The organism is Butyrivibrio sp. AE3006 (assembly GCF_000424165.1).
In the GTDB taxonomy this organism is placed as follows: Bacteria; Bacillota; Clostridia; order Lachnospirales; family Lachnospiraceae; genus Butyrivibrio.
The window spans coordinates 16,802-35,305 of record NZ_AUJJ01000022.1 but is presented as its reverse complement, the minus strand read 5'-3'; the positions used below and the strand labels follow the sequence as shown (position 1 = coordinate 35,305).

The following is an 18,504-nucleotide window of genomic DNA, read 5'->3' as shown; positions in this document are numbered from 1 at the left end:
TTATTCAGTTAAGAAAACGTTTTCCACAAGGCAAATTCTACTACATCGGGTTTTATTCGTAAAGAGAAAAATGGTCGCCAATGGCAACCATTTTTTAAACTGTTTTATTCTAAATAAAGCTCTTTCAGGAAAAACCTATTCATCGTGGCATGGACCACTTCCTTGGGCTTCTCGATTTCTTTGTAGCCGCATTTTTCATAAAGATGAATAGCTACCGGCAGGTTATTATGAGTCTCTAAATACATCCTCTTATAACCAAGCTCCCTGGCTTTGTCTTCGATAAGTGACATGAGTTTGTAGCTGATCCCACGGCCCTTAACTTCATCCGAAAGATATATCTTTTGGAGCTCCGCGCAGTCCTCTCTAAACTCGAATTTTGCAAGTCCGACTCCGCCCACAAGCCTGTCTTTTTCATCAAGCAAAATGTAGTAAAAGCGCTCCCTGGCATCAGCCAGATAAAAATCGCTGAGGTGATTTAAGTTATCATCAAAGTAGACCGTTCCAGGAATATCGAGAGCATGCTTTTTCAAGTTATCTCTTATTATCTCTGCAAGGGCCAGGTCATATTCCGGCGTAAGTGTAGTAATCTTCAAGTTTTCCATTTTTGTTTTGTCCTTTTACCACGTGCTAAGATACAAGCATTCTTCAGATAAAGTGTGGAACACCACTTCCTCCGTGGCTCCATCGTCCCTTGTTAGCGTTCCTATAAGCATCCTGTCAGAATTAAAGCCCTGCTCAAATTTAAGATTCTTAATCATTCCATCTCTGCAGAAAAATCCTTCTGTCTCCACGACCTGATCCTCACCATCGGCGTTAGGATCTGCATAATAGGGAACATCCATAAGCTCTCTGCCGTTCACAGACACGTGAAGTATTTCATCATCAAGTAGGATTGTCACATCTGCAAAATATCCCGCACCTGTAAAGTATTCTCCTGTTATGGACTGGGTCCAGTAATAGGGCACTTCGCGTTCTTCGCCAAGATCATTGTCTGTTTTTTTACCTGAAGAAGTTTCTGCCACTTTCTTAGTCCAGGTGTCCGACAGCTTAACAGCAGAAGCGGGAGCACTAACCACGCACCCTTCAGGGAAACTTGGTTCTTTTTCTTCCGGACCGTAATAATCCGGAATATCACCGGTGAATACAGCATTCTTTAGACCCTCGCATTTTTTAAATGCTCCTTCTCCTATGCTGCGCATATCTTTTCCGAAAGTGACCTTGGTTATAAGAGGGCAGTCTAAAAATGCATTCTCTCCTACGCTGGTCATTTTTTCAGGAAAAACAAGCTCACCGGCGATGGAAGAACAGCCGCCAAAGGCATATCGTTTTATATGCTTAAGACTTTCAGGAAACGCGCTTATAGAAGTGAATCCTTTGCAGTCCCCAAAGCTTCCTCGGCCGATAGACTTAAGTCCTGCAGGAAGCACCAGTTCTCCCGTAAATCCTGTGGCAGTAAAAGCATCATCGCCGATTACAACAAGCGCTGATGGAAGATGCAGCTCCCCTGTCATTCCTTTGCAATACATAAAAGCATTGTCGTTAATATATTCAAGGCCGTCCGGAAGCTTAAGTGAAGTAAATCCCTCACAGCTCTGAAATGCCGACGAATCGATCAATGTCACGGAGTCAGGGATCACCAGATCACCTTTTAGATTCTTACATGTAAGGGAATAAATTCCGATATATTCAAGACCTTCGGGAAGTGTCAATGTTCCGTCGAATCCATCATCCACAAAGGCGTGCATTGCAATGGTTTTTACTCCCTCAGGAATCACAAGGTCGCCCTTAAAATTCTCACAAGTTGAAAAAGTACCCGTTTGAATTTCTGTCAGATTTTTGGAAAGAGTAAGGGTTCCGTCGAATCCGCACTTCGCAAAAGCATAGTCTCCAATAAAAGTAACCGAGTCCGGAATCACCAGATCACCCACCAGATTCTCGCACCTGTTGAAGGCACAGCGCTCAATCCTTTCCAGGCCATCCGGAAAGACAAGACCACAGTTCAAACCGCTCATGCCTTCAAAGGTCTCTACGCCTATGTTTTTCAATGATTTGGGAATACTGAGCCCGGAGAAACCGGTACACCTTGTAAACGCATAGTCCCCGACAGTTTCAACTCCATCCGGAATCTTCAGTTCACCTGTCAGTCCATCGCATCCATAAAAAGCAAACTCACCTATAGACTTAAGGCTTTCCGGCAAAACCAGCTCGCCCTTGAGGCTGCTGTTAGAATAAAAAGCGAGAGCTGCAACCGACGTTATACCCTCGCCGATCACAAGTTTTTCAATCTTATAATCAGACCACATGAATTTTTCAGGAACCACCATTTCACCGGTTCCCGAAATAGTCATGGTCTTTTCTTTTTTATCATACTTCCAGGTTATGTTATCGCCGCATGTGCCTTCAGCATTTTTCCCGCCGGCATCACCACCAAAATTTTTAATACCGCAGCCAAATAGTCCAAAAGCCATAACGACCCCCACGATAAAAATCAGTGTTTTCTTCATGTTCTGTTCCCTCATAAAAAACCGTATATTTATATACTCAAACATGATCAACTATCTGTCTCAATTATCATAACATCAACTGTACCAAGATGTTCAAATCATTTTTTACTTTTTTAAAATTTCTTGAAAAAAGGGCCTGTACATTTTAAAAAGATGCAGTATACTGTCCCCAAACAATAGATGGCACCCGCAGCGGCGCCGGATTAGGGGGATATTCAAAATGAAAAAAGTAAGTGAATTTGTTGGAAAGTATATGGCAGTAATTGTTCTTGTGGTTGCTGCGCTTGCACTATTTGTGCCGGGATCATGTCTGTGGATACAGACATCATGGATCAACTACCTTCTGATGGTAGTAATGTTTGGCATGGGGCTAACACTAAAATTTGAAGACTTCGCAATAGTATTTAAAAGACCAAAAGACATCATCATCGGCTGCATTGCTCAGTTTACGATCATGCCGCTTTTGGCATTTGCTCTTGGAAAAATATTCGGACTTGAAGCAGGGCTCCTTGCCGGCGTAATCCTGGTTGGAACTTGTCCCGGCGGAACAGCCAGTAACGTCATGACATACCTTAGCAAAGGTGATGTGGCACTCTCTGTAGGCATGACCAGTGTGAATACTCTGCTGGCCCCTTTCCTTACGCCTTTCATCACTTATCTTCTGCTGAAAACAACTGTAACTGTGGACATGCTAAGTATGTTCGTATCCATCATCAAAGTGGTCATCGTTCCCATAGCTCTGGGTTTTATCATTAACAAATTCTGTGGGAAATATACAGAAAAAGTATCCGAAGTACTGCCACTGATTTCAGTTACAGCCATCGCTCTCATCGTAGCGGCGGTAGTTTCTCATAACTCAGAACGAATTCTGGAAACAGGCGCTATCGTGTTTGTTGTGGTCATCCTTCATAACCTTCTTGGCTATGCAGTTGGCTTTATCCTTGGAAAAATCCTTGGTCTTCCAATGACCAGGAAAAAGGCTCTTGCCATCGAGATTGGAATGCAAAATTCAGGACTTGCGACTTCACTTGCAGGAACAGCATTTCCTGACCTTGCCATGGCCACAGTTCCCGGCGCTATCTTCTCGGTGTGGCACAACATATCCGGCGCTCTGCTGGCAAACATTTTTAGAAGGATTGAAGAGTAATAAAAAACGGTTAGTGACTGAAATCATTCAAATCACTAACCGTTTATTTTTTATTTTTTCACAACTCTTGCGCCAAAGGGAAACAGTGCAAGTCTCGCGATCTTGAAATACTGCTTACCAAAGGGGATTCCTACGATCGTAATACATAAGATAATGCCAATCAGAGCATTGCCAAGTGCCAGCTCAAGTCCTGAAATGAGCATCCACAACAAATTCAAAAGAAATGAACCTGCTCCGCCTTCATCAACTATCTCTTTTCCAAATGGACAAAGGGAAATCGTCGACAGCTTAAAGCACTGTATTCCTATCGGAATTCCCAGAACAGTGATGCACCAAAAAATACCGGCAAGCCACCATCCAAGCGCACTGAAAAATCCTCCAAATATAATCCATATCAAGTTACCCAGAAACCTCATATCTCACCCTCCAAGAAAAATATTAGTTTACTGCATAATTATACTGTATTTTGCAAATTATATCTTTCATATTTTTTCAACATTAACGCATGAATCAAAATTTCATTGAACATCAAAAAAGGAAAATGCGCAGAGATCGGTGCAAAAGGAATTATAGTAAGTCACCATCACGGACGACTTCCCTATGCAGTTCCTCCGATGATGATCCTGCCTGATATCAAGGAAGCACTAAAAGATAAAGATATGACAATCATTGTAGACTGCGGCATTGCCAGCGGTGCTGATGTCTACAAAGCTCTGGCTCTTGGAGCAGACGCTGCAGCTGTTGGAAGATCAATGATGCCTTCTCTTGAAAAAGACGGAGCTCCCGGCGTTTCAAAATTCCTTACAGAAATCGGAAACGAGCTTCGATACATCATGAGCAATACCGGCTTTGCAAAGGTTTCAGACATTGATGATTCAGCTTTATACGAGTATTAAAAAATTTCTCTTAGACATAAATTGGCAGGTACTCACTCCCTTTCATGAGCACCTGCCATAACCATTTCTTTTTTATACCAACAAATTTCTCTGTGATACTTGCACCTCAAGTATCATTTTCCTCCCATTATTTTTCTATAAAATGCTTAGTTTTCTTCATGACTTTCCCAAGTATCTCGATGTTTTCAAGAGTGTTTTTTCCTTCAAGTGAATGATTAACACCTTCATAGAGGTGCATTGGAATCCCCTGTCTCTTTGCCATCTCTACCACTTTAGGAACATCGCTCCAGGGATCGTCTGAGCCGATAAATGCTATCGCGTCGATATTCTTTTCCCCATTAAGGACCTCGATAGTCTCTGCCAGCGGCGTGTAAAGCACGTGTCTTACGCCCTTTATCTCATACTCTTTTTCAAATGCAGCCGCAATTACGGTTCCGATGCTCTTAGACATGAAAATGACATCTGCGTATTCATCAAAAGCTACGCCGCTAAGACTCTCCTTAGCCTGCGCATAAAGAGCATCAAAGGCCTGCCTCATTTTTTCCTTATCACAGCGAATGTTCTGAACAGGGCAACTGTAGCCGATATTTATAACCTCGTCATAACCGGCTTCAGCTGCTGTTTTCCTGCCGTAATACAAAAGCGGCTTATCACAGTGATATCCAATCCCCGGGAATACCACCAGAAGTTTCTTTTTCTTCATACTTTTTTCCTTCACTTCTCATTAATCCAGACTGCAAAATCTTCATAACTCTTAGTCTTCATTTACCTATTGTTTCATCCTAACATCAAGTTTTTGCTCCATCAGTAATTGTAGTATCAAGGCGCGCCAAAATAAAGCCCACAATTTACATTGAATCGCAGTACCTCAGATCAGTGTCTATGAAAAAAGGTATCTTCCTCATCCTCTTCATCCATTTCCTTTCTAAACTCATAGAAATAATCCAAAAGTGACATGATACTCATATAACCTATCATAAAATAAAAAAAGTCCCATTTAAGCCCGAACTGCGCCAAGAAGCTGGTCATGAAATTGTTAACGGTGTCAATAAACATAGAATTTTGCCCTCGATTTCTTAAGATTTTTTGTAAAAAAAGATAAATAGATAAAAAGGGAGGATTATTGGCTTTTCCCTCATTTTCCATGATACAGAAAATCGAGTCCAATAATCCTCCCACTATATAATTTTTAATATCAAAAAATAAGAGCGGTACATTTTCGTACCGCTCCGCTGAAATCATTTCTTAAATAATCCGCCTGCGAGATCTTTGATATCGTTAAGATCAAGTTTTCCATCTGCTACAGCAGCCTGTACCTTCTTGATATCTGACTCGTCCACGTCAATGTTTGCTTTCTTGAAAAGCTCCTTGGCCTGAGCCGGATCAGCCTTGGCTATCTGCGCCATTAACTCTTTGTTACCATTAATCTGTTTGAGAATTCCTGCTATGTCTGCCATTTTTGTTCCTCCTCCAACGATGTTTTAATAACGATAAAAATATTATACTACCAATCTCATCAGACAAGCACTTTATTCTTCCGGCTTAGAGGTTATTTATTTTTCAAAAATACAATCTCAGTTTCGCCGGAAAGATCCTCCCTAAAACTTTAGGTTATCCCCAAGTACCTGTACCTTGCTGGCGAAGAATGAAAACTCACCGCTATCAAGAAGATTACCGTTATCATCAGTCACTCTGATATCAAATACCAGGATATGTTTTCCTGTTTTCAGCTTCATGCATTCACAATATATATACTCCGTATTCACTGCAGGCAAAAGGAAATTCAGATTAGCAGAAACCGTCGTCACATAGTAACCGCTCATGCTTCCTGTAGCACCCGCCATGACATCAACAAAAGAAAGCAGCGCTCCGCCATGAATGCTTCCGTATGTGTTGTGAAGTCTCTCATCGCACTTAACCCTGGATTTACTGTAGGTCGGACTTAGCTCCAGCACTTCAAATCCAATGAACTTGTTATACTCATTTGCATATAGTTCAGAGATTATCTTTTCTCTGATCGCATTTTCTTTTTCTGTTCTTGCTTTTCTCATGATACTCCTTCATCAAAAATACAGTCGTTAAATTTGCTAAACGCTTTCAGTGTACTTAAAAGTGCTGCGTCCAGCTTTTTGGTTTTCCGGATTCCCGGCTCCCACCATAATCCTTTTACGGAAAGGATCTTATTTTTCCTGTCTGGAATAGCCTCTATCCTTCCCACGAACTTTTCACCAAAAAGAATGGGCAAGGTGTAGTACCCATACTTACGCTTTACTGCTGGTGTGTATATTTCCCAAGAATACTGAAAATCCCACAACGCAAGGATTAGTGACTTGTCCCACATTAAAGGATCAAGTGGTGCTATAAACGACATCCTGGGTTTTAGATCCGCACTTCCTTCAATTATTTTTTTCATCAGGGCATCGTCGGAAGAAAGATAATAGAATGTGGTTTTCATGCCTTCCACCATAACAGGACAGATTTTGTCTTCATCCGTAAGCCTTGCCAATATCTTTTTCCGCATCTCGGCATTAATGTTTAGCCCAAGAAAAGCTGTACTATTCTTGTCCCAAAGAAGGCCAACCGCACCGATTCTTCTAAGTACTCGCCAGCATAAAAAACTCTCATCATCTCCGCAGGGATTCTCAGCATTCAAAATAGATTCCGGCAAATGTTTTCCCGCCAGATCATAGAACTTGCGGCTTCCCTTTTTATGGTGAATAACGAGCTCTCCATCAGTATATAGCTGTTCAAGAACGGATCTTGCAGCAGCTGATTTTTTGTCCCAGTTGCCGCTCCAATGCATTGATGAATGCCAGTAAATCTCTCCTTCTATCGGAAGCATGTCGCTTGAAACTGGGCCGTTTTCATCGATATACGCTATAGCCTGCTCCTTAAGTTCCTCTAATCCTTCGAAGGTACGTCCCAACTCAAGGCTCCTTTCCCTGTAGGAAGAAAAATACGGCCAGTCCTGTGCAGGCCATATGGAAAGCTCCTTATCCGGGTAGTCAATGAGTTTTCTGTCCTCATATAGGAGTTCCTGAAGCATGGATTTTTTGAAGCCTTTAACCCGGGATTGCAATGTGAGCTCGGCATTTTTTCCGCAGACATCCACCGGATCATACTGAATACATCCGGCCTGCCTGACATAATCATAGGCTCCGTCTTTTCCCTTAAAACGATATGCCCCAATCAGTCCCTGCTTTGAAAGAATAAACTGTCTGGCTTGTTGTTTTGAAATTGTTATCATCGCTTTCCTCTAAATTTTGGTCCTGGGGGACGGGGTTGGTGGTCCATTTTTGAGATATTCCGTAATGATTTCAAGTCCTTCAGTCGGTACACAGAAAGTATCATCGCGGTGCTCACAGCCCTTGCGTACTTCCTCAATATCAAACCATTTTACTTCTTCCACTTCCTCTGTCTGAAGCACAAGTTTAGTCTCATCAACAGGTTTTTCATAAGCATATACGAAGGCAACCTCGTTGTCCCTGAACATCTTTCCATGGAATTCCATTTCATAGTTTATATGGAACTTACCGGCAAATGTGAGATCATCTTCGCCTGCGTCGATTCCCAGCTCCTCAAACAGCTCTCTCTGTGCTGATTCCAGCGGTTCGTCCCCGGCCTGAATGTGACCGGCAGAAGATGTGTCATACATTAAAGGAAATGATTCCTTCTCAGCGCTTCGTTTCTGAAGCAGCACCTGCCATGAATCACCCTTTTTTCTAACAACCCAAATGTGAGCAGTCCTGTGCAATATTCCCTTATCATGGGCCTCACTTCTGCTAACTGTCTCGCCTGTAGGCGTTCCATTTTCATCAGTAATATCAAAGAACTCCATTTTTACACCTTAACCTTATATCTATTTCTATCACTTCACTTATTATAGCCAACAAAAAAGAAGCATACCATTCATTTATGAATCGTATACTCCCAATTGTAATCCCTTTGAATAACTATCACTGCTATTGTGGACATTTGTTGGACATTAGATGATAGTATGCTCGTGTGATTTAAAGTTTTGCTTTCAATACAGATTTATTTTGTGCGTCGTTATGACCATATGTGAGGGGGAAGAGATCGTACATTATCACAGTTTCATAAAGCTGTCATTAGCCTTGTAGTATACATACTTTTCGATTCATTTTAGCGCATCACTCAAGCTGTCAGTTATTCCCCTAGGCCCTCTGATTGCATTTATTCCGTACTTGTCCTTAAGAACCTGGAAAGTAAAACTATCCTCTGGATACCTTTTTTCCAGTTTGATCTTCATAAGTGCTGTTATGGTCAGATTTTTATCCGAGTAGTCATATGGGATGTCCGTTTCAGTGACTGTGCACTTGTACATTACCGCAGACACAGGAGCACCAACATACACGTAAACCGTATCTTCGGTTATGATTCCTGCTCCCTGCTTCCAGTCTATCTCCTCAGCATTATCAAATGCGTGAACTATGTCATAGTACTTGGGATTGGCAGGAATGATCCATTCCTTAGGAGCACGAGCCTTCTTGCTTTTAGTCGATGATCCTGATCCAGCTAATAGTTTTGCTATCTGACTTTTGGATGCAATGGGGAATATTTCTTTTATGTGCTCTTCTATGGCCTTCCCTGATTCTTCAGGCGTCTCACCATATCTGGAGGTGACAAAGTCATATCCCCAGAGAGTTTCTGGCTTTGCATACACCGCGATGGACCAGCCGTAGTACTCGCCCTTTTTGTTTTTCCTCTGTCTGAAGTCCTTTACGCAGAGGTAGGTTTTTGCCTGAAGGTCTGTGACTACTCCCTCGAACCCCTTCTCTCCACCTTTGCCAAAACCTGCCCTTAACTTGACTTCGTTGGTATATATTTCATCCTCAGTTTCAAAGATGTCCATTATCTTTTTCTGTTTTCTTGATGCCTTCTCATCATCCCAAAGAGCATCAAAGTCATAGCCATCCCGCCTGAAATTGACGAAATAGGGTAGCCATTCCTTAGAGATAAAGCCGGCCTTTTTTTCAAAAAATTTGCCATATGCAATTTCGCCGCTTCTGGCGATGATCTCTCGCCACTCCCAGGGATCAACCTTGGGATCTCCGCACCACCAGTAGCCCGGAACAGTGCGTTCCTCCAGTGAAAATCCCGGAATATCATTTTTGAAAAGTGGCAGAAATCCTACTTCATTTATGTAGTTTATTGCATCCTGAACCGTGCGCAGACACTCCGGGTCATCCCAGTCCACACCGTACATTATCCAGTTTCCGTTCACATTTTCCATACAATTCCCCCTCTTTACCGGTTCGTCGCTGTACCTATTATATCCCAACAAAAAAGGGGCATACTATCCATTTCTGAAAAATATGCCCCCAATTTTTTCTTTATTTATCGGTCCATAGCGGCGAAGTCCCATTTCATCCAGCTGCCTTAAAATTATAAATAGGCTTCATCACATCAACTATCTCTACAGACTCCTTTATTACATCGATGATGTCATCAAGTGACTTGTAGGCCATAGGCGCCTCATCGATTGTGGCCTCGCATACAGATGATGTGAAAATCCCCTTCATGGACTCCTTGTACTCTTCCATGGAAAGGTTGTTCTTTGCGGCGGTTCTGGACATTATTCTTCCGGCACCGTGAGGCGCAGAGTAATTCCACTCGGGATTGCCCTTTCCCACAGCAAGCACAGATCCGTCTCTCATGTTTATTGGAATCAGAACCTTCTCTCCCTTGTGTGCAGCTATTGAGCCTTTTCTCAAAATCATCTCATCTGTGTCGATGTAGTTGTGGATTGTATGAAAAGCCTCTCCACCTCCAAGTCCTGCTTTCTCCACCAATATCTCAGCCATCTTTTCACGATTTCTTCTGGCAAAACGTTGGCAAATCTCAACATCATGGAGATAGTCATCAAGATATTTTCCTGATAAAAAGCAAAGATCAGCAGGCATGGTTCCGGGATATTCATGGTACTTTTTATTATAAAGCTCTTTTAACGCAGCCTGAATCTCAGAGCGTCTCCCCTGCTCTTTATAAGTTCTGATAAGTTCATCCCTTGCCTCAAAATACTCGCCGATACCCTTATCAAGGTCAACTGCCAGTGACTGGTAGTACTCTGCCACCTGCTTGCCAAGATTTCTGGAACCGGAATGGATCACAAGGTACTGAGTTCCATCTGCTGCCTTGTCCACCTCGATGAAATGATTACCTCCGCCAAGTGTTCCCAGGGATCTCTCGAGACGCTTTGTCTCTTTGAGCATTCGATAACATCTAAGCTCTGTGAGGTCGAACTTCTCTGTTCTCCCCTCCCACACATCTCTTCCGGAAGGTATAAGAAAAGCCGTCGCATCAAGCTTTTCAAGGTCGATTGGATTTTTGCCAAGGTTAACTGTGTACATGCCACATCCGATGTCCACGCCCACAACATTGGGTACTGCTTTATCTTTGATGGTCATGGTCGTGCCGATAGTGCAGCCCTTTCCTGCATGGACGTCAGGCATGATTCTTATCTTTGATCCTTCTGTCATGGGAAAATCGCACATTCTTCTGATCTGCTCTATAGCCTCATCCTCCACTACCTTGGCGTAGCAGATGGCTGTATTTACTTTTCCCTTAATCTCAATTGTGTTCATTATTTTTTCCTCTTTGCAAGGTGCCTCTGCCCCCTCGGGGCAGATTGTTCGATTGACAGTCGATGTAGTTCATTGCTGTATGCACCTTTTATATATGGCTGTCAGCTCCATTCTGCCAGCCCATTCATCCTTTAAGCAACGATCCTATCATATCTTTCTGATGAAAGGACACTCATCATAAATCTGTATGGCTCAAGATTTCCTTCTTTTAACATGGAGAAAATCTGAGGATTGCAGCCTGAAACAAGCGCCACTCCTCTGTCATTCATCTTCACTGGCTGCTGACTGTTTCGACTCTCCACATTCCAGAAAACTATCTGAGGAAGTTTATAACCATATCTCTCAAACTCAGCCTTGGCATATTCGAAATTGGTCATATTCGCATTACCCGCACAGTAATCGAATTCCATGTCAGAGATGATGTAGAGCTTTTCCGGCATATCTGCCTGTGTAAGGTTATTCTTTACAGCAGTTCTGAGAATAAGCGCAAAAGTTCTGGCTATATCCGTATTGCTGCATTCATTGAAACGCATACAGTAACGCACTTTTTCCACAATATCTCTTCCCTTTATCTCCACTAATCTGGGATTGGTGGAAAAGGTTATGAAATGGTTATGAAAAGCGCCTGTATTTCTCTCAGCAAAATATATGCCAAGTGACTGCGCAACTGCTGCCGGAAGCGGATTTACACCGCAGTACATAGAACCTGAACCATCAACTACAACAAGTGAATTTTCGGCACCAGCATAATTCTCCAGAGCATTCCACGTGGCATTCATGGCATGTCTTTCGTCCTCTGAAAATGCTACTCTTTTTATCACAGGCGCAATAACATCATAAGGAGTAAGTGTACCTGTATGCATGATGGAAGGATCAGCCTCTGCCTTTGTTATGAAAGCTGTATATCTTTCCTGGTCGTTTCTTAAAAAAGCCTGTCTGTACTTATAGAGCGCCTTAGAAGGCTGCTTTTCATAATCGAAGGTGTAATCCTTTTCTCTTAAATTATTCTCTATGATTCTGATCTGTGCTCTGAGCGCAGACAATGTTTTTCTGTACTCGGCATCAGTCATGCCCATGGCTCTTGCGATCTTTCTTGCATTTTTTACAGCTTCCTTATTGCTTGTATTAACGGAAGGAAGCCACTTGGCAAGAAGTGAAACAGTTTCATTTTCTTCCTGAAAACCGTTCATAATCTCGATGTCCTTCTTTAAAGTCTTAGCAATGTAAGCCATTACTTTCTTCTCTACAGGAGTACCAATTAGAGCAAGAAGGTCATCGAATCTGCCGTATTCAGCCACGTTCTCAATATTCTTTTTTACAGATTCAGGCTCAGTCATAGCAAGGTACTCAAGGATTACCCTGAACACTCTTCTCTCTCCAAGACCACCTCTGATATCTCTTGCAAAAAAGAGCATCTTCATGGCAAGATCAGCATCTTCTGCATACGCCTTAATGAATCTGCAAACTATATCATCCTCAGAAGCATTTCTAAGGGCACCGATTGTCGCAAACATATCAAGGCACTCAGACTGAGTGGATGCATAAGTAACTGCGCCGTTTTCTGTATATGTTTTATTTGCTTCCTTCTTTAAAAACTCCAACATTTTCTTTTCCTCCTAATCCACTAGATACAACCTTTAAATATGTGATGGGATTCGAACCCATCGAATGCCTGGTTATAAGCCAGGTGCTACCATGTAGCGAACCATTGGAATTATTGCTGTTCGTATCTATTTGATTACTGTATTTCAGCCTTACAAGACACACTTCCCCAAAAGGGAAGGGTGGGATTTGAACCCACAAAGCCGAACCGAAATCCGACTGTGCCAACCAAATTGCTGTATGTGTCTTTTGCCTTTCTGTGATTTTATCTTAGCCCAGTTAATTGGATATAAAAAGATGCAGTTAGCATACATATCGCAACCCCAATATGATACAATGGACCCACAAAACACATAGATATTTATTATTTTTACAACCCCATTTAAGAGGCGTGCCATGACTGAGAAATATAAAATTTATTTATCCGAGGATACAAGATCAAGACTTATTAACGATGCAGAGCTTTTTGAATTCACTAAGAAGGATGAAACTGTAAACCTCAATGCCTTCCTGAAAATCCTGATCGTCAACTACTTCGATCAATACAGGCATGACAGCGAGGCTCTGTTAAACAACATAATGAGCGATCTCACAGAGATGACATCCATATCTGATGCAGATGCTGCCCATCTGGCAGACAAAATCGTCAGCACATACATAAAGAACGATAGGATATCCAGTTCCAAAAATATAGCTGTTACGTTGACTGTCAGCGGATCATCCTATGACATAATTCGAATTATAGAAAACAACATGCTACGTGATACTTCCCTCTCGCAGTATCTTAAGGACATGTTCAATTCATATCTGTCCATTCCAAGGAGCCAGAGAGAATCCATCATTTTTAAGGATACCTACGAAGATATAGAAAAAGCGCTTAAGGAAAGTCGTGTGCTCACCTTCACAACAACATCTTCTGAGGATGACAAATCCTTTGCTGTGGAGCCTTACTTTATTGCGCCTTCTAAAGAAGAACAGTGCAACTACCTTCTGTGCTGCGATGCCCGTACTCGCACTCCGCATACCTTCAGAATCTCAAGAATCAGGAGCGCCTTCGTAACATCAGATAAATTTGAAATTGATTCAGAGCTGCAAAAAGAGCTCCAGGGAAAAGCTATCCGGAGCCCTCAATCAGTATCGAAAACGGTATCTGCTGTCATCAAATTAAATAAATATGGAGTTAGAAAATTTAAGGTTGTCACCAAGAACAGGCCTCTTGTGTCAAAGATAGACGGCGACCTCTACTACTTTGACTGGCCCGAATTGCAGCTTGAAGAATACTTCAAGCGTTTTGGAAGGGATGCCATAGTAATAGAACCGGCTTCACTTAAGGAAAATCTGCGCAAATACTATTACTATGCCCTCAGAGAATATAGTAAATAAAAAAACCTCTCCTCACTAATATTATATTGACAAAAATAATAGATGTGTTTATATTTAGATAATCATCTAATTAGAAATTGTGAGGAGGATATTATGAAACGAGATACATATAAAAAAATAGTCGCTGCATCAAGCATAGAAACCGGAGACCTTGTACTTATTCAGTACTGGATGAATGACAGCTTCAGTGAGGATATTGGTTTTCTTCAGGCTGAGATAGCTGCTGCCGGCGCAACACCGGTAATGGTGGTACAGAACCTCAGTATTAGTCAGCTTATCAATGAAAATGCCACCGAGCACACCTATAGCGACAAGTTTTTCAAATTGTACGAAGATGCTGATGTGATCATCGACCTTATGGAGAGACCTGTGGGCGTTCTTACCAAGCCGCTTGATCCTGAAAAAATGGGACTTCTCGGCGGATATATGGGTAGACTTTTCCAGACATGCGCATCCAAAAAGAAGATGCTTCAGCTTCGCGTTCCCACTGAGGTTATGGCTTCAAAAGAGGGCCTTGCCCCTGAAGATTACAAAGCTCGCATGGAAGCTGCAATGGATATAGATTATAATTCCCTCAGACAGAAATGCGAGGAACTCAAATCTGCCAACAGCCGTTTCAGTGGTGTTACAATTAAAACCGGTGACAATTACAGCCTCGAAATTTCATTCGGAGACAGATCATGGGATATTGATGCGGGAGACGGTGATATTCCCTGCGGTGAGATCAACATCGCACCCATGGAGAATCAGACAAACGGTGAGATTTTCTTTGAAAAGATATATCTCCCTGATCCGGAGAACCCCAGAGCCAGACATGATTTCGACAAGGTTGTACTCTCCATAAAAGATGGCGTTATTACAAGCTCAAACAACGATGAACTTAACGCCCTTATTGAAAAATTCGGCCCTGAAAACGTCACTGTCTGCGAGCTTGGATTTGGCATGAATCCCGGAGTTACAAGCCTTTGCGGCTGCGCAGTTCTGGATGAAAAAATGATAGGCACCTTCCATCTTGGCATTGGCGATAACACAATGTTTGGAGGAACTAACGAGGCTGACTTCCACAACGATCTGATCGGCCACGGAGAATTTATTTGGAAAGAGTAAGGAATTATCTGATGAACGAGAAAGAAAAAGAATTATTTGATTTTCTTGATGAGAAAAAGGCCTTAGTGCTGGCAGAGGTCAAGGATCTGGCATCCCAGGACAGGATGGACGAGAGCAACATCTTAAAGGCCAAATCCAATATCTATGATATCTGCAAAGCCGTGTTTGGAGCAGCGACCAAGAAAGCTTCTGACGGCAATGTTAAAGATACCTTTTTATCAACATTTGGAAACATAACAGGCCAGTGGCAGAAGTCCCTGGAGCAGGCCAAAGCTCATGATGACAGTTACAAGATTCTGATCGAAGAAGCCAAGCTTTCCGCGGTTTCCGAGATTCTGGAAAAGATTGACGAGCTCTTTTAAGGAGGTAGCATGACTGAATCACAGGCAATTGCTCTTTTCAAATGTCTTGCAGACAAATCAAGAATACAGATTTTAAAGTCTCTCATCGAGGAGGAAATGTACGTAGAGCGCCTCTCCGAGCGATTAAGCCTCACCCCTGCCACAATCTCTTTTCACCTGAAAAAGCTTGTGGACGTTGGAGCCGTGAAATCGCGCAAGGAACAGTACTATACCATTTACTCCATCAATGATGAGGTCTTTAATGTATCAATTCTTGATATCCTTAGGGAAGAGTCAGAGGAAAAAGATCTGCAGGCAGAGCGAGACGAAAACTACAGAAAAAAGGTAATAGACAGCTTCTTTGAATATGGCAAACTTAAAAGTATTCCTACCCAGCGAAAAAAAGAACGCATTGTTCTTGAGGAAATCGCTAAAGCTTTTGAGCCTGACCGCAGTTACACAGAGCGTGAAGTGAATATCATCATCGCTGATTTTCATGACGATTTCTGTACGCTTCGTCGCGATATGGTCGCAGAAAAACTTCTGGTTCGCGATAAGAATCAATATAAAAGATGGTCCTAGAGGTAACTTAAGTGAAACATATTCATCCGTTATTACAAAAACTACTACTTGTGGAACTATTTATGTTATCAACCTTCATATTTGTACCATGGATGTGTTCCGATTATTTCAAATCCGACAGAGCAGGCTATTTTCATGGATGCTTCATTCCTCGTATCGCAGCCCCATGAAGGTGTTTTTCCTCTTCGAAGCGTTTCTTTTACCATTGCCGAAGCAACGATTTTTCCATATCCTTTTCCCCGGCATTCTTCTGCCGTCTCCACTCCGATATCCACATAATCCTTTGAGACTCCGGCAGAAAACGCACAAGCTGCCATACGTCCGTCTTCGATCAAAAAATATCCAAATCCTTTTTCCAAAAAGGCATTCTTGTTCTCCCATGAAAATGTCGGAACTATCCATCCCCTCATCAAGTCGTAATTATCTGCGTTTATTTCTTTGGGCTTTAATCCTGTGACGGGTGCTGTGACATTTTTCTCTCCACGAAATTCAAAAATATATCGATCATATTTAGAAACTCCCGGCGTTTTCAGTATCATCTCCTGCAACTTCAGATCGTTTTCTGCCTGCAGCGCCAGACGCCCCGAGTGACCATCAAGTGGTTTTCGCATCATTGACACAGTTTCTTCAATGAATCTCTCATTGTAGTCGCCAAGGATGTTGGCAAACCCGCAATAGTGCCAGATAAGTGCAACCTTTGGCGAGTCCACATCATCCACAAATATTTCGCCGTTTTGAATCCCTTCCAGTATTGAAAGCGGATATGGTTTTTCAACGCTAATCTGATCAGTCAGGCGACTTATTTTTCCATAGTCTGTGAGTTTTTTCATGATTTTTCCATACTCTTTCTTTGTGCAAAATACAGCGGAATGATGGTTAACAGAACTACGACAAATCCTGCAATAAACACTGCGTTTGTAGGAAGATACTCTGTAAAGCCGTACTCATCCACAAACTCGCCGCTTCTTTTTATGATGGGATTGGAGATAAGCGGAGCAACCACCATGGGTATAAGGACATAGAAAATAATACGTATACCTTCAAACTGGCCCCTTGAATCCTCAGGATACAGGCGCTTTGACCAAACGGTGATGGTTTGCAAAAACAGCATGTATCCGATGCCTACAAACAGCACACCTGCCAAAAGATGCGGATTCCAGATAGTGGAAGGATCAACGTTAGTGGGTGATACAAGCAGGCCGATTATTAAAAGGCCTATGGAATTGATAATGATAGCTACCAAAATTATCAGCGCTGATTTTCCTTTTTGAATAAGCTTAATTGCAGGAATGGTCGTAAACATGGCGATAAGAAGCCCCACGCCCTCGATCAGGCCCATAGTATCAGCCGTAAAGCCAAGATAATAGATCATGAAGTTTCCAAGATGTGAAAAATAAACATTGAAAGAAATAAAGTAAACTGCCAGCATCAAGTTTACGAAGACAAGCTCCCTGTGCTTTAAGTATTCTTTTATATTGAAAATAGAGAAAAACTGCTGTGAAAAGCTTCCCTTAACAGAAGGGCGAAGAGACTCGGCATCCTTCATTCCAAAAAGAGAATACAATCCGAGCAATATCACGCTTCCACCAATTACCACAAAAAGTCGCATGTAATTGTCATCTGCACCCACAAGAAGACCGCCAAGAATTGTTCCTGCGATCGTTCCGATGACAGGCTGAACTGCAAGAGCAGCACCCAATGCTCCTGAGTTTTCCGGAGTCATGTAGTCGTTGATCCAGGCGTTAAAACCTATATCATTTCCCATGGAACCAAAGAAACTCATGATTGCGTCAGCTGCAATGACAGCAAATGCAACACCTATGATGGAAGCATTTTGATTTTCCTGATTCCTCAGAAATTCCGTTGTTCCAAAAAGAATTGTAAAGATTCCCCACAAAATATACCCAACTGATATAAGCGTTTTTCGGGTTCCTTTTCTGTCGGATATGCATCCGAATAAAAATGTGGAGACTGTTGTTGCCATGGCAGATATTGCCAGCATCCACGAGATAATAGTCGGATCCTTTGCGATTTTTGCATACACGAAGGTGTTAAACCACTGGTTTTCCATATTCCAGCAAAGCTGTCCGGCAAGTCCCAGTAGCCACACGAATGACCAGAACGATACTGTACTCTTTTTAGAATCAGAATGCATATTGACCCCCCATTTCGCTTCTTTCTATAAATATCATACTACATTATTTTGGACCTGGGGGACGAGGTGGTCCATTTTAATTCAATACCCCATACCCTGAGACTAATAATTTATAAATGCTCCTCACATAAACGAAAGGACATCGCCGAAGCGATGCTCTTTTTCTAGTTATACTATGAATA

At 42.2% G+C, this 18,504-nt stretch carries 20 protein-coding genes and 1 tRNA gene; 6 read left to right on the top strand and 15 right to left on the bottom strand.

The window, feature by feature from the left end; translation table 11 throughout:
• Positions 1–104 precede the first annotated feature (104 nt).
• Entirely contained in the window at positions 105–602 is a 498-nt protein-coding gene (locus tag G603_RS0112005; RefSeq protein ID WP_035793053.1) for a GNAT family N-acetyltransferase, read from the bottom strand.
• 15 nt (positions 603–617) lie between these two features.
• Positions 618–2,504: a leucine-rich repeat domain-containing protein gene (locus G603_RS0112000; RefSeq protein WP_026670373.1), complete on the bottom strand. Its 1,887-nt coding sequence runs from the start codon at positions 2,502–2,504 to the stop codon at positions 618–620.
• 211 nt (positions 2,505–2,715) lie between these two features.
• Between G603_RS0112000 and G603_RS0111995 the strand changes: the two genes are divergently transcribed.
• On the top strand, positions 2,716–3,651 hold the full coding sequence (locus tag G603_RS0111995; protein ID WP_026670372.1) for a bile acid:sodium symporter family protein: 936 nt from the start codon (positions 2,716–2,718) through the stop codon (positions 3,649–3,651).
• A gap of 50 nt (positions 3,652–3,701) precedes the next feature.
• On the opposite strand, the gene G603_RS0111990 is transcribed toward G603_RS0111995, so the two are convergent.
• Entirely contained in the window at positions 3,702–4,067 is a 366-nt protein-coding gene (locus G603_RS0111990) for a YccF domain-containing protein (protein WP_026524977.1), read from the bottom strand.
• Between the two features lie 105 nt (positions 4,068–4,172).
• Between G603_RS0111990 and G603_RS20225 the strand changes: the two genes are divergently transcribed.
• Positions 4,173–4,547: an alpha-hydroxy-acid oxidizing protein gene (locus G603_RS20225; protein ID WP_051207799.1), complete on the top strand. Its 375-nt coding sequence runs from the start codon at positions 4,173–4,175 to the stop codon at positions 4,545–4,547.
• 127 nt (positions 4,548–4,674) lie between these two features.
• On the opposite strand, the gene G603_RS0111980 is transcribed toward G603_RS20225, so the two are convergent.
• From G603_RS0111980 to G603_RS22390, 10 genes are all read right to left on the bottom strand, one after another.
• Entirely contained in the window at positions 4,675–5,250 is a 576-nt protein-coding gene (locus G603_RS0111980; RefSeq protein WP_026670371.1) for a hypothetical protein, read from the bottom strand.
• 170 nt (positions 5,251–5,420) lie between these two features.
• Positions 5,421–5,603: a hypothetical protein gene (locus G603_RS22395; protein WP_155832671.1), complete on the bottom strand. Its 183-nt coding sequence runs from the start codon at positions 5,601–5,603 to the stop codon at positions 5,421–5,423.
• Between the two features lie 182 nt (positions 5,604–5,785).
• The gene (locus G603_RS0111970; protein ID WP_026524980.1) at positions 5,786–6,004 is read right to left on the bottom strand and encodes a hypothetical protein; all 219 of its coding nucleotides are present in this window, start codon (positions 6,002–6,004) and stop codon (positions 5,786–5,788) included.
• Between the two features lie 141 nt (positions 6,005–6,145).
• A complete protein-coding gene (locus G603_RS0111965) occupies positions 6,146–6,598 on the bottom strand; it encodes a PaaI family thioesterase (protein WP_026496146.1) in 453 nt (150 codons plus the stop codon).
• Entirely contained in the window at positions 6,595–7,794 is a 1,200-nt protein-coding gene (locus tag G603_RS0111960) for a winged helix-turn-helix domain-containing protein (protein ID WP_026670369.1), read from the bottom strand. Before G603_RS0111960 ends, G603_RS0111965 begins: the two co-directional genes overlap by 4 nt.
• Before the next feature lie 9 nt (positions 7,795–7,803).
• Positions 7,804–8,385 carry an NUDIX hydrolase gene (locus G603_RS20220; RefSeq protein WP_035793046.1) on the bottom strand — a complete coding sequence of 194 codons (582 nt, stop codon included), beginning with the start codon at positions 8,383–8,385 and terminating at the stop codon, positions 7,804–7,806.
• A gap of 300 nt (positions 8,386–8,685) precedes the next feature.
• The gene (locus G603_RS23160) at positions 8,686–9,801 is read right to left on the bottom strand and encodes an AlkZ-related protein (protein ID WP_081669917.1); all 1,116 of its coding nucleotides are present in this window, start codon (positions 9,799–9,801) and stop codon (positions 8,686–8,688) included.
• 133 nt (positions 9,802–9,934) lie between these two features.
• The gene (locus G603_RS0111945) at positions 9,935–11,152 is read right to left on the bottom strand and encodes an RNA-splicing ligase RtcB (protein WP_026670368.1); all 1,218 of its coding nucleotides are present in this window, start codon (positions 11,150–11,152) and stop codon (positions 9,935–9,937) included.
• Positions 11,153–11,283: 131 nt separating this feature from the next.
• Positions 11,284–12,756, bottom strand: a complete 1,473-nt coding sequence (locus G603_RS0111940) for a DUF2828 family protein (protein WP_026670367.1) — start codon at positions 12,754–12,756, stop codon at positions 11,284–11,286.
• 34 nt (positions 12,757–12,790) lie between these two features.
• A tRNA-Ile gene (locus G603_RS22390) sits at positions 12,791–12,863 on the bottom strand.
• Positions 12,864–13,150: 287 nt separating this feature from the next.
• Between G603_RS22390 and G603_RS0111935 the strand changes: the two genes are divergently transcribed.
• From G603_RS0111935 to G603_RS0111920, 4 genes are all read left to right on the top strand, one after another.
• Entirely contained in the window at positions 13,151–14,137 is a 987-nt protein-coding gene (locus tag G603_RS0111935) for a WYL domain-containing protein (protein ID WP_026670366.1), read from the top strand.
• A 93-nt stretch (positions 14,138–14,230) separates the two neighbouring features.
• On the top strand, positions 14,231–15,244 hold the full coding sequence (locus tag G603_RS0111930) for an aminopeptidase (protein ID WP_026670365.1): 1,014 nt from the start codon (positions 14,231–14,233) through the stop codon (positions 15,242–15,244).
• Positions 15,232–15,606 carry a hypothetical protein gene (locus tag G603_RS0111925; RefSeq protein ID WP_026670364.1) on the top strand — a complete coding sequence of 125 codons (375 nt, stop codon included), beginning with the start codon at positions 15,232–15,234 and terminating at the stop codon, positions 15,604–15,606. The genes G603_RS0111930 and G603_RS0111925 overlap by 13 nt, the downstream gene beginning before the upstream one ends.
• Before the next feature lie 9 nt (positions 15,607–15,615).
• The gene (locus G603_RS0111920; RefSeq protein ID WP_026670363.1) at positions 15,616–16,167 is read left to right on the top strand and encodes a DUF2087 domain-containing protein; all 552 of its coding nucleotides are present in this window, start codon (positions 15,616–15,618) and stop codon (positions 16,165–16,167) included.
• Positions 16,168–16,235: 68 nt separating this feature from the next.
• Here G603_RS0111920 and G603_RS0111915 read toward each other — a convergent pair whose 3' ends face one another.
• The gene (locus tag G603_RS0111915; protein ID WP_026670362.1) at positions 16,236–16,997 is read right to left on the bottom strand and encodes a GNAT family N-acetyltransferase; all 762 of its coding nucleotides are present in this window, start codon (positions 16,995–16,997) and stop codon (positions 16,236–16,238) included.
• Positions 16,994–18,322, bottom strand: coding sequence for an MFS transporter (locus tag G603_RS0111910; RefSeq protein ID WP_026670361.1), 1,329 nt, complete (start codon positions 18,320–18,322; stop codon positions 16,994–16,996). Before G603_RS0111910 ends, G603_RS0111915 begins: the two co-directional genes overlap by 4 nt.
• Between the last annotated feature and the right edge of the window lie 182 nt (positions 18,323–18,504).